The sequence below is a fragment of the Methylomonas rapida genome, assembly GCF_024360925.2.
Taxonomy (GTDB): domain Bacteria; phylum Pseudomonadota; class Gammaproteobacteria; order Methylococcales; family Methylomonadaceae; genus Methylomonas; species Methylomonas rapida.
In genome coordinates, this window is record NZ_CP113517.1 from 546,863 (window position 1) to 562,204 (window position 15,342).

Sequence of the window (15,342 nt, forward strand, 5' to 3'; positions counted from 1 at the left end):
CGGTGTCGATCAAAATCAATGTCACAACAGTATGATGAACGAATGAAAATAGCCGTGATTCCCGCCCGTGGCGGAAGTAAACGCATCCCACGTAAGAACATCAAGAATTTTTGCGGAAAACCGATGATTGCCTGGTCGATAGAGGCAGCGAAAGCCTCCAAGCTGTTCGACCATATCATAGTTTCCACCGACGATGCGGAAATTGCCGAGGTGGCGAAAGCCTGGGGTGCGGAAGCGCCGTTCATGCGGCCAGCGGAATTGGCGAACGATTTCGCCGGTACCGGCGTAGTGGTGAAACATGCTACGCAGTGGGTGCTTGAGCATCTTGGAAGCGTGGAATTCGTTTGTACATTGTATGCTACGGCGCCGTTTGTCAGGCCCGGCGATTTGCTGGCGGGTTTTGAATTGATGGTCAATAACCAAAAAGATATTGCTTTCACGGTGACCAGTTTTCCCTTCCCAATTCAACGGGCAATCAGAATAAACGCGCAGGGCGACATATCGATGTTTCAGCCAGAACATTTGATGACGCGCTCTCAAGATCTGGAGTCGGCATATCATGATGCCGGACAGTTTTATTGGGCCAGGACAGCGGCGGTGTTGAACGAAGTGCCGGCGTTTTCCAAGGCTGCGGTGGCCTTGATATTGCCCAGGCAGCAGGTTCAGGATATCGATACAGAAGAAGATTGGGAGCGAGCCGAACTGATGTTTAAAGCGTGGCGTCAATTGGAAGTCGAGAGGTAAAAAAACAGGAGGGCGCCCCAGACGATTTCTTTCTTTATTTATATTCGACAATAATTCTAGGATGAATAATAAATCTGATACTTTGCCGTGGACAAGAATCGATAGTTTTGTTGGTAATAAATCTAATCCAGCATTAACTACATATCGGCCATGTCCGATCTGTGGAAGTCTCCATTACCGGAACATACTGACGTTCAACGATTTCCAGTTTTTTAGCGATTCGACTGAATATCCCAAGCGCACGGTAATTCAAAACGTTCAATGTCAAGATTGTCACGCCGTCTATCTTAATCCCTGCTATACCACGATAGGATTCGATTACTTATTTTCGGAAGCTGGGCGAAGTTACGGTTCAACCGAAGGACGTCCAGCCGAACAAAGAGAGTGGCTAGACAAGCGTAATTTGCTTGATGAAGGCACCGTGTTTTTGGATGTGGGTTGTTATGATGGAAGGCTATTGAGCCATCTACCAAAAAATATTCGGCGTGTCGGCGTTGATATTGATGAGCCTGCCATTAAACAAGGCCAGGCAAGATATGGTTCGGAAGGAGTCGAACTTATAAATGGGGCTTTTGAATCCTTTTCCTGCTCGGTGCAGCCAGATGTAATTAGTATGTTTCATGTTCTGGAACATCTAGCCAATCCATATGCGGTGTTGAAACACTTACGATTGATGTCTCATGCGGAGACCAGGTTGGTTGTTGAAGTGCCTATTATTGAGTTTGGTAAAACCAATGATATCAATGGTTTTTTTTCGGTTCAGCATATGACCCATTTTAGCTCTCATTCATTGAGTCAGCTTTTACTGCGGGCGGGTTGGTTTGTATTAGAAAAACAGAAAATATCCGGTTATAACGGCTGCCGAATCCTAGCCAAACCGGGTGAAATTAATAGCGTAATCGGAATAGCGGCTGATATAGGCGCTGTTTATGAGTATTTGTCTCATTGGTATCGAAGTTTAATGGAAATTGAACAAAAGATTTCAGCTTACTCGACAAAGCCACGTATGGTAATTTGGGGAGGAGGAATGCATAGTGAGTTTTTGTATCAAGCTAGCTCATTATTTAGTCAAAACCGACATCAGCAATATATAGTAGTTGATAGTGATCCGCTAAAACAGGGTAAAAGTTGGAGAGGGTTGCCCATTTTTTCTCCGGAAGTACTCAGTGATATCGACTGGAGCGAATGCCATTTGCTTATTTCTAGTTATGGTGGGCAAGAAAGTATTGCGGCTGCGGCTGAGAATAATGGGGTACCTAATTTAGCGATTCAGCGTCTATATGATGCTATTTGTGTATATTAGGCTATTTATCTAATTTGATAAGATTTTTAATTCACCTTAATAGGTATAATTAAGTTATATGTTTGTTGCAGATTGGGTTGCAGAGGTGTTTCAGAATAATGCAATTGATAGGATATTTTTATATCCCGGCGGTACAATTGTACCTCTTATTAATGCCTGTTTAAAAATTGGCATTCAGGTTGAATGTTTTAAGAGTGAGCAGGGGGCTGGCTATGCAGCATTAGCATATGGGCGTTTAACTGGCAAGCCACAAGTTGTAATGGTAACGTCGGGTCCTGGGGTTACTAATGTCCTTAGTTGTTTGGCAGATGCTTATTATGATTCGACTCCTTTTATACTAATTACCGGGCAAATAGGTACCAATGACCTTAAAGTTCGTAAATCGGTAAGGCAGCGAGGTTTTCAGGAAACGCCTACAGTCGATTTAACAAGCCCTATTAGTAAAAAAGCGAGTTGTATGATGTCGCCCGAGGATGTCTTTCGAGATGTTCCAGACGCTTTTCGTCTCGCCATGGCGGGTAGAAAAGGTCCGGTTGTAATTGATTTTCCGATGGATATGCAGCGTCTGGAACTGCATGCGGACGATTTTTCCAAGTTGGTGGGTAGGCATCGGCAGGATGATAAATCTGCAACTGTGAAGCCCGAAATTTTTGCTGATATTGTCGATGCGGCGTCAAAAGCCCGACGTCCTGTTCTGTTATTAGGGCAGGGCGCATTGCAAGCCGCTGCTTACGATCGGTATATCGAGCTTGCTAATCGCCTCAGCGCTCTTGTGGTCACCAGTTTTTTAGGGATCGGCAGTTTCGATACCTCAGATGCGAAACACCTTGGTTACATAGGACATACAGGCCACCTTGTGGCCAATAAAGCAGTTTCTGAGTGCGACTTTTTGCTGGTTCTCGGTTCGCGTTTGGATGTCAGACAGACAGGCACGGTCATCGATAAATTTGTGCCTAACGGGAGGGTCGCGTGGGTCAATTCCGATTCGACCGAACTAGCAAATGCTAGGGTTGATGTTGAATGGAAAATTGAGATGGATGTGTCAGCATTTTGTGAAAAACTCATTGCTAATTATCGGGAACGGGCTGGCGATATTGATAATGAGTGGCATGAGAGTCTGCTATCCCTCAAAAGGGAGCGTAAGGATGACCCTCCACTAAAAGGTACCACCTATATGCAGCCTCGACCAGTTTTGGATGCATTGCAGCGAGTAATGGGCGACTTGCCAGTAACTGTGGTAACTGGTGTCGGTTGTCATCAACACTGGGCTGCAAGGCATCTGTCGTTTCGTCCCAACGCATGCAGGTTATTGACTTCGGGCGGTCATGGAACCATGGGGTATGACTTACCATCCGCTATTGGTGCAGCTATGGCGCAACCAGATCGGCCCATATTATGCGTGGTCGGTGATGGGTCATTGCTGATGAACATCCAAGAATTGGCTTCTCTGAAGGAGCGAGAGTTGAATGTGAAAATATTGGTCATGAACAATAGTCGTCTTGGTCTTGTTTCGCAGTTTCAGCAGATAACCTGGAATGCCGATCCGACTACGGGCGATTTTAAGGCCCCAAATTTTCCGGCGATTGCAAGAGGGTTCGGCCTTACGGCCGATCGTGTGGAAGTCGCTGAAGAACTTGAAGAAAAAATCAAACAATTTTGGAATCAACCGGGTCCCACGCTATTGGAAGTGCGTATTGATTCAGATGCAGACGTGGTGCCGATGTTGTTAGGTGGACAGCATATGGGTGAAATGTGGATGGGCCGGATTTTATGAGTGCCAAAGTCGTATTGGTGACCGGCGCCAGCCGGGGAATCGGCAGGGCTATCGCCCAAGCATTTATCGAAGCCGGCTACAAGGTGGCGGTCGGCTATCACCACCACCGCGAGCCCGCCGAATCGCTGGCCGAAAACCGATCATCGGCCATAGCCGTGCGTATTGACGTGTCCATTGAGACATCGGTCAAGCAGGCGATTGCGGTAACGGAACAAAAGTTCGGTTCCGTGGATGTGCTGGTCAACAATGCCGGCATCGCGCAACCAAAACCTTTTTTGGATCTGACCGATTCCGATTGGGAAGAGATGTTTTCAGTGAATTTGTTGGGTGCCGTGCGGTGCACCCAGCATGTGTTGCCAGCCATGCTGGCCAGAAATAGTGGGCGTATCATCAATATAGCCTCTATCGGAGGGCAAACTGGCGGCGTGTATCAAGTGCATTATGCCGCCACTAAAGCCGGGCTGATTAATTTCACCAAGTCTTTGTCCAGATTATATTCCCATCAAGGGATTACGGCGAATGCCATCTCGCCAGGCTTGATTGCAACCGATATGATCGCAGAGGAAATGCAAGATCCTGCGGCGGCTCAACGCGTCCGGAGTATTCCCGCGGCACGCTTGGGGTCTCCCGAAGAAGTGGCCTCCTTGGCGGTATATCTGGCGTCCTATCATGCCGGCTACATCACCGGTCAAACCATCAATGTCAACGGAGGCATGTATTTTGGCTAAGACGCTTATGATTGTGGGCGCAGGTGTCGAACAGGTGCCTGCTTATGAATCTGCCAAGCGCCGTGGATTGTTTGTCGTCGGAACTGACATGGATCCCGATGCTCCGGGGCTTGCTCTGGCGGACCATGCCATCATTGTGTCGACCAGAAACGCTGAAGAGACTGCTGAAAAGGCGTTAGCATTTCATAAGGTGCATCCGATTGATGGTGTCATGACTATCGCGAATGATGTGCCCTACACAGTTGCCTGTGTGGCGAAAGCAATCGGCTTACGGTCCGTAAGCCTGGAAGCAGCACGTTGCGTAACGGACAAATATTTGATGAAGCAACGTTTCATGGTCGATGATGTGGCGTGTCCCTGGTTTGCACGTGTTGATTCTCCCGATGATTTGAGCCGCTATCTTGACGCTGAGCCAAATACAAGATTTGTGTTAAAGCCGGTAGATGGCCGGGGTGCGCGAGGCGTGTTATTGATCGATAATTCTGTAAATGTTGATTGGGCTATCGAGGAATCTCGACGTTGGGGTGACTCCGGCAAATTGATTTTGGAAAAATTCATCCCCGGGATGCAACTTTCAACCGAGTCGTTTTTGTTGAGCGGCAAATGCTATACCCCGGCTATTGCAGAGCGTAACTATGCTCGATTGGAGCAATTTAAACCCAACATCATCGAGGATGGTGGAATAATCCCAGCGCCAATTGACAATACCATGCGTAAAGCCATTGATGATTTGATTTTGCGTGGTGCGGCAGCGCTGGGTATTCAGGAAGGTATTGTCAAGGGGGATCTGGTCATTGACGAACAAGGGCGACCGATGATCATTGAATTGGCGGCACGCCTTTCAGGGGGATGGTTCGCCACGCATCAAATCCCGGCCGCATCAGGCGTGGATTTGGTATCAGTCGTAATCTCATACTCGCTTGGTGAGCCTATTGTTGAAAGTATGTTACTGCCTACCTGTGAACGCGCCACAGCAATTCGTTATTGGTTCCCGCCCGAAGGTCGTATAGTTAGCATTTCTGGTGAAGCCGAACTGCAAAAGTCCCCTGGTCTTATCTCGTACGGTTTCTTTCGTGGTCCAGGTGAGCTTCAGCCAAAGATTAAAATGCATCCAGATCGGTTTGGTTTTGCTATCGTGAGCGCAGACAGTCGTGATGATGCGCTTTCTCGTATTGATCATGCCCTTGCTTCCATAAGTATAGAAGTGATTTCATGATCAAGTTCATCGCAGAGGTTTCCAGTAACCATCAACGGGATTTGCAACGTTCATTCGCTTTCATTGACGCTGCGGCTCAAGCGGGGTGCGGGGCAGTCAAATTTCAACTATTCAAAATCGAGCAGCTATTTGCGCCGGAAATTCTGGCAAAATCTGAAAAACACCGAAAACGCAAAGAATGGGAGCTTCCGCTTGAATTTGTTCCGCAGCTCGCCAAAAGGTGCTGTGAACTTGGTATCGAGTTTTGCTGTACGCCGTTTTATCTGGATGCGGTTGCTGAACTCGAGCCTTATGTAGCGTTTTACAAAATCGCCTCGTACGAATTACTGTGGGACGATTTATTGATCGCCTGTGCCTGTACCAGAAAGCCAGTGATCTTGTCGACCGGGATGGCGACTATGCGCGAGATTCGTCATGCGGTCGAGGTATTGCGTCGCAACGGCTGCTTAGAGTTGACCCTCCTGCATTGTACTTCGGCCTACCCCACTCCTTATGCGGATGCCAATCTGGCCGCTATCGAAACGCTAAGATTAATAACAGGTTGTGAAGTTGGTTGGTCCGATCATACGGTCGAGCCGGCTGTGATTCATAGAGCTATTCACCGCTGGGATGCCAAGGTGATCGAATTTCATCTCGATCTTGATGGCAAAGGCGAGGAATATGCGACAGGACATTGTTGGCTGCCAGAACAAATCGGCACAGTGATTCGAGACATTGCCAAGGGCATGGTTGCCGATGGTTCTGGGGTTAAAGAGCCCGTACCGTCGGAATTGCCTGATCGCCTGTGGCGCGCTGATCCAATCGACGGATTGCGGCCTCTGAAAACGATTCGCGACTCTTGGCGGCCATAGCGCTGTTTTAGGGGATGCCTGTTGTATAAGCCAAAGCTAGGCTTTTTGTTTGTTTGTCACGCTGGAGCGGGTATTGGCCTTGGGCATTTGTCGCGGCTAAAGGTTGCTGCACGTGCCATATGCGATCAGCTTGGTGCCAAATGTGTTTTCCTGATTCAATGCGATAGCTTGGATCCCGGGTTTCTGAATGATTTTGAGCATTATCTTGTAGCGTTCGATCAGGATTTGTTTTATGCCATGCAAAATCTTGGGTTACTCGCGCGAACTCAAGTGATCGTCTTTGATTTGTTCGTTAAACGCATTCCGCAAAACCTGACAGATAGGCTATCAGCTTTGCATCAGGATGGAGTCAAACTGGTCGGCGTCGATGGCTTGATCGATCATCGCAGCGATTTGGATTTGATATTTATCCCGTCATTTCGTTGTCCCGTGGCTTCAATCCCTTCTGGCGCGCCCATCGTCTACGGGTGGGACTGTTTTTTGTTGAACATCCCTGTTGCTCTCGAGGTTTGGCGACCAGGGAATAAGGTTTTGGTGTTGACAGGCGGGGCCGATGTCACCGGGCTCGGTAAAATTTGGCCGGAATTGTTGAACGATCGTTTGCCCTCGTCGGCCGAATTAGCCTGGGTTACCGGACCATTTGCCCAAGCGCCAGTCTGGCCCGAAGTACCTCGTGTCAAAATGATAAACCACGCTGCGCCGAAAAATCTGAATGCATTGATGGCTGAAAGTCAGTACGCGGCGACTGTGTATGGAGTGAGTTTTTTCGAATTGCTGGGTCATGGCATTCCAACGGTGGTGTTTTCGCCTTACGGCGATAAGGACGCCGAGGAACTTGCCGCTATCGCCGTTGCCGGTGTGGCATTGGTGGCCACCGATGAAAGGGAGGCAACCGAATTGTTGTGCAGTTTAATGGCTGATGAGATTTTGGCGGCATCATTATCCAAGCGCGCTCGCGAAAAACGCTTGCATGCTGGTAGTGAACGTTTTGTCGCCGAAATGTCGAGTCTATTGGGATAAATCGTATGCCACAAGGCTTCATAATTTTTCATTTGAATCTGGCTTTTTCGTCGATAGCCGAAGAAGCTCGTCGTGATGTTATAAGCAAATGCTATTGGCCTTTGTTGGAATTGACTAAACAAACCGGTATTCCTTTTGGTATCGAATTAACCGGCTGGACGCTCAATCAGATTGCCGAGTTGGATATTGACTGGCTGGCATGTTTTCGAGAAATGCTGCAAAGCCGGAAGTGCGAGTTGATCGGTAGCGGTTGGTCGCAAATCATTGGGCCGCTGGTGCCTTATGCTGTCAACGTGCGGAATCAATCTCTGGGAGTCGAGGCTTACCGCCGGCTGTTGGGTGTTGTACCAAATATCGCGCTGGTCAATGAAATGGCCTATTCGACCGGTATGGTCGATATTTATGCCGAGGCCGGTTATCAGGGCATCGTCATGGATAGGGATAATGTTCGACTAGCGTTGGGGCTGGAGCATAGTCCGCTCTCGGCGATGCCGACTCATGCGTTGGGATGCGGCGATAAATCGTTGCCAGTATTGTGGTCGGATTCGATTTTATTTCAGCGCTTGCAGCGCGTTGTGCATGGCGATATTCCAATTGCCGAATATGTATCCTGCGTTAGGCGGCGCATCGAACAGGGCGAGAGAATGCTGCCCGTTTATTGTAACGATGCGGAAATTTTTGATTATCGCCCTGGCCGTTTTGCCGCTGAATCCAGGTTACATCCCGAAGGTGAGTGGTTGCGCTTCGAGAGAGTTTTGACGCGTGTGCAACGAGAATGTGATTTGCACTGGTTAAGTCCGAGCGATGCGCTGGCAAGGCTGGGCGTCGATAAGGAAAAGAGAGTATCGAGGCTATCTTCTGTAACCCAGCCTATCCCAGTCAAGAAACAGGCTAAATACAATGTCAACCGTTGGGCGGTGACGGGGCGGGACGATTTGTGGCTGAATACGGTTTGCCACCAATTGCATCGCGCGTTGCTGGAAATCGGCGAAGACTCTTCCGAATCCTGGCGAGAACTTTGCGAGCTGTGGGCCAGCGATCTTCGTACTCATATCACCGAATCGCGCTGGCAACAGGCACTTTATCGAGTCTCTGCATTGAAGTCTAGGCTGGCAGTTGATGGTCGGATGCAGCGGCAATCCTGTTCGGTTAGGCCGATGCAAGGCGAACCAGCGTCTATTGAACGAGACGAAGAAGGGATCTTGTGGACGATTACTACGCCGGCATTGAAGTTAGTGCTAAATTTGCGCCGGGGGCTGGCAATTCATTCCCTAGCGTTTAAGTCGCACGGTTTTGCCGCCGTAATCGGTACCTTATCCCAAGGCCATTTTAAGTCTATTGAATTGGGTGTGGATTTTTATTCTGGCGGTGTCTTGATCGAAATTCCTAATCAACGAGTCAGGTTAACCGATTTGGAGTGGGTGACGCCAAGAGTTGAACAATTTGGTAACAAGTTGTCGATTTCGGCGACTTTTTCTTTTGAATTTGGCGTATTGCTTAAAACGATTCTGGTCGATACTGCCTCCGAGCATATAAAGTTGCGTTATGAATTTGTTGAGTGGACAAGACCTTTAGGAACTATCCGAGTGGGGAAGCTAACTTTGATGCCGGAAGCGTTTTTGGGTGATCTAGCTGTCGAATGCGTGAATGGAGGTTTCGAGAAAGAGTTTTTTGGCTTGGTTCATGATGTTGATTACGGTCGAGCTGCATCTATGTTGGTTTCCAGCTCGTCTGCCTTTGGTTGTACGGATGGTAGGCTAGCCATTAGCGACACGATGGGACGCGGTATTCAGCTCGAATGGCATCCAGAATGTTGTGCCGCAGCAGCAATGCTGCAGCACGTAAAGGTCCATGAGTCGCATTTGACGAGGGTATGGTTTTCGTTGGCCGAGTTGGATGACACTTCTCGCCCTGGAGGTCGGTTGTTGCCGTTTGAGCTTGATATAAAGCCAATAAAAAAAGATTAAAGTAATCTACGTCCCGGACGATAATTTGACTGAGCGGAAAACTTCCTTTTCATCAATCAAAAAAACATCGTTTCGGAATCCTATTAAATCTGAACCGGTTGGAGGGTAACATCATGGCAATGAATATCAACACAAACGTCGCATCATTAACCAGTCAGCGTTTCTTGGGAAGTACACAGCAGTCGCTGCAGACTTCAATGGAAAGGTTATCTTCCGGGTTGCGAGTTAACTCTGCAAGGGATGATGCCGCTGGCTTGGCCATTAGCGACAAAATGTCATCGCAAATTCGCGGTATGACGGTGGCTGTCAGGAATGCTAATGATGGCATATCAATGGCCCAAACAGCTGAAAGCGCAATGGGGTCCATAACGGATACCTTGCAACGTATGCGGGATTTGGCTGTGCAGTCTTCTAACCGGGCCGCGCTCAGTGGTGAAGATGCAAATAAGTTGCAAACCGAATTTAAACAGTTGCAGGATGAAATATCCAGGATTATTAAAAATACCGAGTTTAATGGTAAGAAAGTATTATCTGGCTCAATGAAGAGCGCTGTTTTTCAAGTGGGCGCTAATACGGCATCCGATAACCAAATTAAAGTTGCCATTAGCAATTTGGCGAGTGCCGCAGGGCTGGCGTCGGCTCTAAAAGCCGGTACATCTATTGGCAGCGCAGCAGGTGCTTCTGGTGCAAGAAAAGCAATGGATGCGATCGATGCGGCCATTAAAAAAATTGACACATTCCGGTCCACGTTGGGTGCGGTACAAAACCGGTTTACAACCACTATCGCTAATTTGCAGTCATCCATCGAGAACCAAAGTGCTGCTCGTGCGCGGATCATGGACGCCGACTTTGCGACTGAAACCTCAAACTTGAGTCGTGCGCAGATTTTGCAACAAGCGGGTACTGCAATGTTGGCTCAGGCTAATCAAAGTACACAGAATGTATTGAGTTTGTTGCGGTAAACATCGTAGGAAGGTTGCGCGTTGCACAACCTTCCTTTTTGAAAAAAACAGTATAGGGTAAATGTCATGAGTAGCGGTATACCAAATATTCTGAAGCTAGCACCCGTGACTGCCGTAAAAACCGATAATCAAGCAGAGTCTCGCTCATTTTCTACGGAAGGGATGAGCGATCGCTTAACCGCATCCTCTAATGTTTTGCAAGTTCCTACTGTTAACTTAAAAGAAGTAAAACCCGACGAATCCCAAAAAGTCGATCCGAATTCATCAGATATTGTGAAAAAAGCGGTGGACGAGGGGAATTCGCTTTTACAAGTAGTTAATCGCAATTTGCAGTTCAAGGTGGACGAAACTACCAAGGAACTTGTGGTTAAAGTTGTTGACAGCGAGAGCGGTGAATTGGTCAGGCAAATTCCTTCTGAGGAGGTGTTGGCTTTTATTCAGCGCATGCAAGAATTGGAAGGACAGCAAGGTTTGATGATCCAAGATCGGGCTTAGAATTGTAAATAAGGGTAGGGTGTGTCATGAGTATAGTATCAACAACTGGCCTAGGTAGCGGTATCGATATCAGCTCGCTGGTGACGCAGCTTGTTAAAGCGGAAGGACAACCGGCACTAAATGCGATTCAACGTCAACAAGATGCCGCTAATGCCCGTCTAAGTGGGCTCGGTACTTTGAAAAGTGCATTGTCTGATTTTCAGGCAATTGTCACCAAACTCAAGGATGGTAGTTTCTTTAAGACCCATAAATCCACATCCTCTGACGAATCCGTTTTAAAGGTAACGGCCGGTGCAGGGTCAGTTGCAGGATCTTACGGCATTGAGGTTGTTCAGCTCGCAAAGTCGCAGAAATCAATTACGACTGCTGAGTTTGCAAATTCGGCAGAAGTGGTTGGTACTGGTTCTCTTACATTCAGCAGTGGTTCCGGCGCTTCCTTCAATGTGACTGTTGATGCTAGCAATAATTCGTTGGCAAGTTTGCGGGATGCGATCAATAGTACTGCTGGCAATACCTTTGCAACGGCTAGCATCGTTAATGTCGATAGTACAGAAAATCCGGGTACAACCATATCTAAGCTCGTCTTGACCGCGAAGAACACAGGGATTGCCAATGCATTTACAGTGACGGGTACCGATGATGATGGTCTTGATGATGGCGCAGGGTTGTCCAGGCTTTTTACGACACAATTAAGTGCTCAAACAGCGGCCAGTGATGCGGTTATTAAAGTCGATGGTCAAACGGCCACGCGTAGCACCAATTCCATCACGGATGTTATCCAAGGGTTAACTTTGGATTTGCAATCGGCAAAAGTGGGAGCCGTTATAAATGCCAATGTCAGTCTTGATAATGAAGCCATTAATAAAACTATTTCCGACTTTGTCACGGCTTACAACAAATTGCATACGGTGACCAAGGATTTGGGCAAGTATGGAGGAAGTGCGAATGGCGCGGGAAACGGCGCTTTATTGGGAGATGCGACCTTGCGCTATGTCACTTCACAAGTTCGGCAAGATGCAAGCAATACTGTCTCTTCAGTGACTGGGAATTACAATTCCTTGGCCATGATAGGTGTCAAAATTGATAAAGATGGCGTTATGTCCCTAGACAGCACGCAACTTAACAAAGCCTTGAGTGCTGACTTGCAGTCGGTTGGCAATGTGTTTTCATCATCGGATGGTGTGGCTACGCGTTTATATGCAAAGGTGGCGAACTTTTTGCAATCTGGCGGGCCTTTAGATAGTCAACAAACTTCTTTGCAGAAACGGTTGTCAGATTTGGAAGATAGGAAAGCCGACGTGCAAATTAGATTGGACAATCTGCAAAAATCGTTACAAAAGCAATTTTCTGCCATGGATTCAGCAGTTGGTCAGTTTAATGCAACGGGTAACTTTTTAAGTAATTGGATCAGTAATTTAAAATAAATACTACCAAAAAGAGGTTTTTATGTATGTTTCTGCACATAAAAAAGGCGCTAAGCAGTATGCTGATGTGCACACTACTAGCAGTCTGGACGAGGAAAACCCACATCGGCTGATTCAAATGCTTATGGAGGGTTTTTTGGCGAGGGTTAATTCCGCTAAAGGCGCAATGCAACACGGAGATATGGAGGCAAAAAGCATCTTTATATCTAAGGCGATTGGTATAGTCGGTGGTTTGAATGAAGCGCTGGATTTCGAGCAAGGTGGCGATCTGGCTGCCAATTTGCGCGAATTGTACAACTACATGAATATGCGTCTGCTTCACGCTAGCCAGGAAAATAGTCTAGAAATACTCGATGAAGTTGCAGGTTTAATGAAAGATATTAAGGAAGCATGGGATGCCATCGCCTGATGGTTTGATTCCTTCTGATTGCAGTTGGATAGAGCAGCAAAAACAAAAGTTAGAGAGTTTTGCCAATAAAATCGAATCCTGCATCGATAATTCAGAATGGGAAATGCTCTCCGTAACGCTGGAGTCCAGGCAAGAGTTTCTGGAAAAATTGTTTTTAGATTCGGTTCCCGAAAACTGGCGTTATGCGATGATACAGCTTGCAGAGTCAATTTTGGAGCGGGACAAGTTTTTTCAGGTTAAGGTCGAAGAGCAAAAAAACATTTCTTCACGGCTTCAACTGGCTTTGGAGCGAGGGCGGCGAGCCGTACAAGCCTATAACAATCATTAGTAATAGCTCTAAGAAAGGCGATTTCAGGAAAAGAAATTTCCTTATTGTCTATTTTTCACCCTTCTTTTCATCAGCGAATTATCATTCGTCCTTTTCGCTTTTGCATGGTAAGCGCGTAGCGGTACCACGACCCCAGCTCGCTGGCAGAACTTAATCGGCGTTAGCAAACGGCAGTAGTTCGTCGATGCGACCCCCCTGCGTCAGAATAGTTGTCGCCTCAAATTTTCAGACTGTATGAAATTTGAGATTTAAACATGAAGTATTCAAAAACCCGTTATTCTGATGAATTCAAAGAACAAGCCTTGGCCAAAGTCTATAGCCGAGGCAATCGCAGCATACAAGCCATCGCTGATGAATTGATGCAAAACGGCGTGCAAAACTTTCCAGGGTCCTGGTGTTGGCAGGTATTTGAGGAAGAAAGCAGCCAATGGGCCAGCGAACTGATGCAGGATATTGTTCAACGCGAAGGCCTGCGGCCTGGGCAGATCATCCTGCATTCCGACAACGGCAGCCCTATGAAGGGGGCTATCATGCTCGCGACCTTGCAGCGGCTCGGCGTCGTCCCTTCGTTTAGCCGCCCGGCCGTGAGCAACGACAACCCTTATTCGGAATCGCTGTTCAAAACCTTGAAATATCGCCCGCAATACCCGTTGAAACCGTTTGCCGACCTGACGGTTGCCCGGCAATGGGTGGCCGATCTGGTGCAGTGGTACAACCACGAACACCGCCATAGCGCCATTGGATTTGTGACCCCGGCGCAACGCCATGCCGGCTTGGACTTAGCCCTATTGGCGAAACGCACCGCGCTCTATGAAAACGCCCGCCGCCAAAATCCGCAGCGCTGGAGTAAAAATACTCGTAACTGGAACAGAATCCATACCGTTCATCTCAATCCCGATCATGCCGAAGCCCAAAACAACTCGAACCAGGAGCCCTCTAACCAAAACAAAATAACCGCATAAGTTTTTACATTGAGGCGACAACTAGCTTGAAATTTTCCGGGATTGGCGTGATGAAAAAAAGGGGGCTAAACGATTACACGTATTGAGGGTTCAATTCCAATGGAATTGGATAGGCATCAACTGAGTTTCAGTGTCATGTGACTAAGGTGTCAAAAAATTGCCGTCTTTTTAGTGCTTATTTAAGTTGTTGATATATATTGTATTTATTTTATGGCATGAAAACTGAATGGACTGGTATGTCGGCAATTACGCCTGTTTCATTCAAAGATAAACCTGGAGAGAGATCATGTCATCATCAATGGTCATCAATACAAACATAGCTTCAATTAATAGTCAGCGTATGCTGAGTAAAACCAATGACACCTTGCAAACTTCAATGGAGCGATTGTCTTCGGGGTTGCGAGTTAATAGTGCTAAAGACGATGCCGCAGGTTTGGCTATTGCTGATCGTATGACCTCGCAAATACGCGGAATGACCGTGGCAATGAGAAACGCTAATGACGGTATTTCCATGGCGCAGACTGCGGAGTCTGGTATGGGAAATATTACCGAAACGTTGCAGAGAATGCGAGATTTGGCTGTGCAGTCTGCCAACAGAGCTGCAATCAGTGGAGATGATGCTAATAAATTGCAAACGGAATTTAAACAACTGCAAGAAGAAATAAGTAGGATTATTAAAAACACAGAGTTCAATGGTAAGAAAATTTTGGCGGGTTCTATGAAGAGCGCGGTATTTCAAGTGGGAGCTAATACCGCGTCCGATAACCAAATCAAAATTACAGTCTCTAATTTGACTTCTGCAGCTGGATTAAAATCTACCTTAATGGTTTCAACTGCCATTGGCAGTGCTGCCGGAGCATCTGGTGCAAGAAAAGCAGTGGATGCGATCGATGCGGCGATTAAAACAATCGATACATTCCGTTCCACGCTGGGGGCAATACAGAACCGATTTACAACCACTATCGCTAATTTACAATCATCTATGGAAAACCAAAGTGCGGCACGGTCACGTATTATGGATGCTGATTTCGCGGCCGAGACTGCGCAATTAAGTCGAGCTCAGATTTTGCAGCAGGCTGGTACAGCCATGTTGGCCCAAGCAAATCAGTCTACCCAGGGTGTGCTGAAATTGCTGCAATAAACCCAATTACGCAAAAAA

The 15,342-nt window shown here is 47.3% G+C and carries 14 protein-coding genes and 1 pseudogene; all 15 read left to right on the forward strand.

Annotation, left to right across the window (positions count from 1 at the left end; genetic code table 11):
• Window positions 1-18 precede the first annotated feature (18 nt).
• Complete coding sequence (pseF, locus tag NM686_RS02525; protein ID WP_269022294.1) at window positions 19-744, forward strand: pseudaminic acid cytidylyltransferase; 726 nt, start codon at window positions 19-21, stop codon at window positions 742-744.
• 61 nt (window positions 745-805) lie between these two features.
• Entirely contained in the window at window positions 806-2,047 is a 1,242-nt protein-coding gene (locus NM686_RS02530; protein WP_255190374.1) for a class I SAM-dependent methyltransferase, read from the forward strand.
• Window positions 2,048-2,105: 58 nt separating this feature from the next.
• Window positions 2,106-3,821 (forward strand): thiamine pyrophosphate-binding protein, encoded by a 1,716-nt coding sequence (locus NM686_RS02535; RefSeq protein WP_255190375.1) that lies wholly within the window; start codon window positions 2,106-2,108, stop codon window positions 3,819-3,821.
• Window positions 3,818-4,549, forward strand: a complete 732-nt coding sequence (locus NM686_RS02540; protein ID WP_255190376.1) for an SDR family NAD(P)-dependent oxidoreductase — start codon at window positions 3,818-3,820, stop codon at window positions 4,547-4,549. The genes NM686_RS02535 and NM686_RS02540 overlap by 4 nt, the downstream gene beginning before the upstream one ends.
• Window positions 4,491-5,765, forward strand: coding sequence for an ATP-grasp domain-containing protein (locus NM686_RS02545; RefSeq protein ID WP_269022296.1), 1,275 nt, complete (start codon window positions 4,491-4,493; stop codon window positions 5,763-5,765). Before NM686_RS02540 ends, NM686_RS02545 begins: the two co-directional genes overlap by 59 nt.
• Complete coding sequence (locus NM686_RS02550) at window positions 5,762-6,616, forward strand: N-acetylneuraminate synthase family protein (protein WP_255190378.1); 855 nt, start codon at window positions 5,762-5,764, stop codon at window positions 6,614-6,616. Before NM686_RS02545 ends, NM686_RS02550 begins: the two co-directional genes overlap by 4 nt.
• A 168-nt stretch (window positions 6,617-6,784) precedes the next feature.
• Window positions 6,785-7,636, forward strand: coding sequence for a hypothetical protein (locus tag NM686_RS02555; RefSeq protein WP_255190379.1), 852 nt, complete (start codon window positions 6,785-6,787; stop codon window positions 7,634-7,636).
• 5 nt (window positions 7,637-7,641) lie between these two features.
• The gene (locus NM686_RS02560; protein WP_255190380.1) at window positions 7,642-9,603 is read left to right on the forward strand and encodes a hypothetical protein; all 1,962 of its coding nucleotides are present in this window, start codon (window positions 7,642-7,644) and stop codon (window positions 9,601-9,603) included.
• 113 nt (window positions 9,604-9,716) lie between these two features.
• Window positions 9,717-10,565 carry a flagellin N-terminal helical domain-containing protein gene (locus tag NM686_RS02565; protein WP_255190381.1) on the forward strand — a complete coding sequence of 283 codons (849 nt, stop codon included), beginning with the start codon at window positions 9,717-9,719 and terminating at the stop codon, window positions 10,563-10,565.
• Window positions 10,566-10,631: 66 nt separating this feature from the next.
• Entirely contained in the window at window positions 10,632-11,060 is a 429-nt protein-coding gene (locus tag NM686_RS02570) for a flagellar protein FlaG (protein ID WP_255190382.1), read from the forward strand.
• A gap of 26 nt (window positions 11,061-11,086) precedes the next feature.
• On the forward strand, window positions 11,087-12,484 hold the full coding sequence (gene fliD, locus NM686_RS02575) for a flagellar filament capping protein FliD (RefSeq protein WP_255190383.1): 1,398 nt from the start codon (window positions 11,087-11,089) through the stop codon (window positions 12,482-12,484).
• Window positions 12,485-12,506: 22 nt separating this feature from the next.
• Complete coding sequence (fliS, locus tag NM686_RS02580) at window positions 12,507-12,893, forward strand: flagellar export chaperone FliS (protein WP_255190384.1); 387 nt, start codon at window positions 12,507-12,509, stop codon at window positions 12,891-12,893.
• Window positions 12,880-13,221, forward strand: coding sequence for a hypothetical protein (locus NM686_RS02585; RefSeq protein ID WP_255190385.1), 342 nt, complete (start codon window positions 12,880-12,882; stop codon window positions 13,219-13,221). The genes fliS and NM686_RS02585 overlap by 14 nt, the downstream gene beginning before the upstream one ends.
• A 398-nt stretch (window positions 13,222-13,619) precedes the next feature.
• Window positions 13,620-14,183: pseudogene (locus NM686_RS02590) on the forward strand (transposase); the annotation flags it as partial.
• Window positions 14,184-14,469: 286 nt separating this feature from the next.
• Entirely contained in the window at window positions 14,470-15,324 is an 855-nt protein-coding gene (locus tag NM686_RS02595) for a flagellin N-terminal helical domain-containing protein (protein WP_255190386.1), read from the forward strand.
• Window positions 15,325-15,342: the final 18 nt, after the last annotated feature.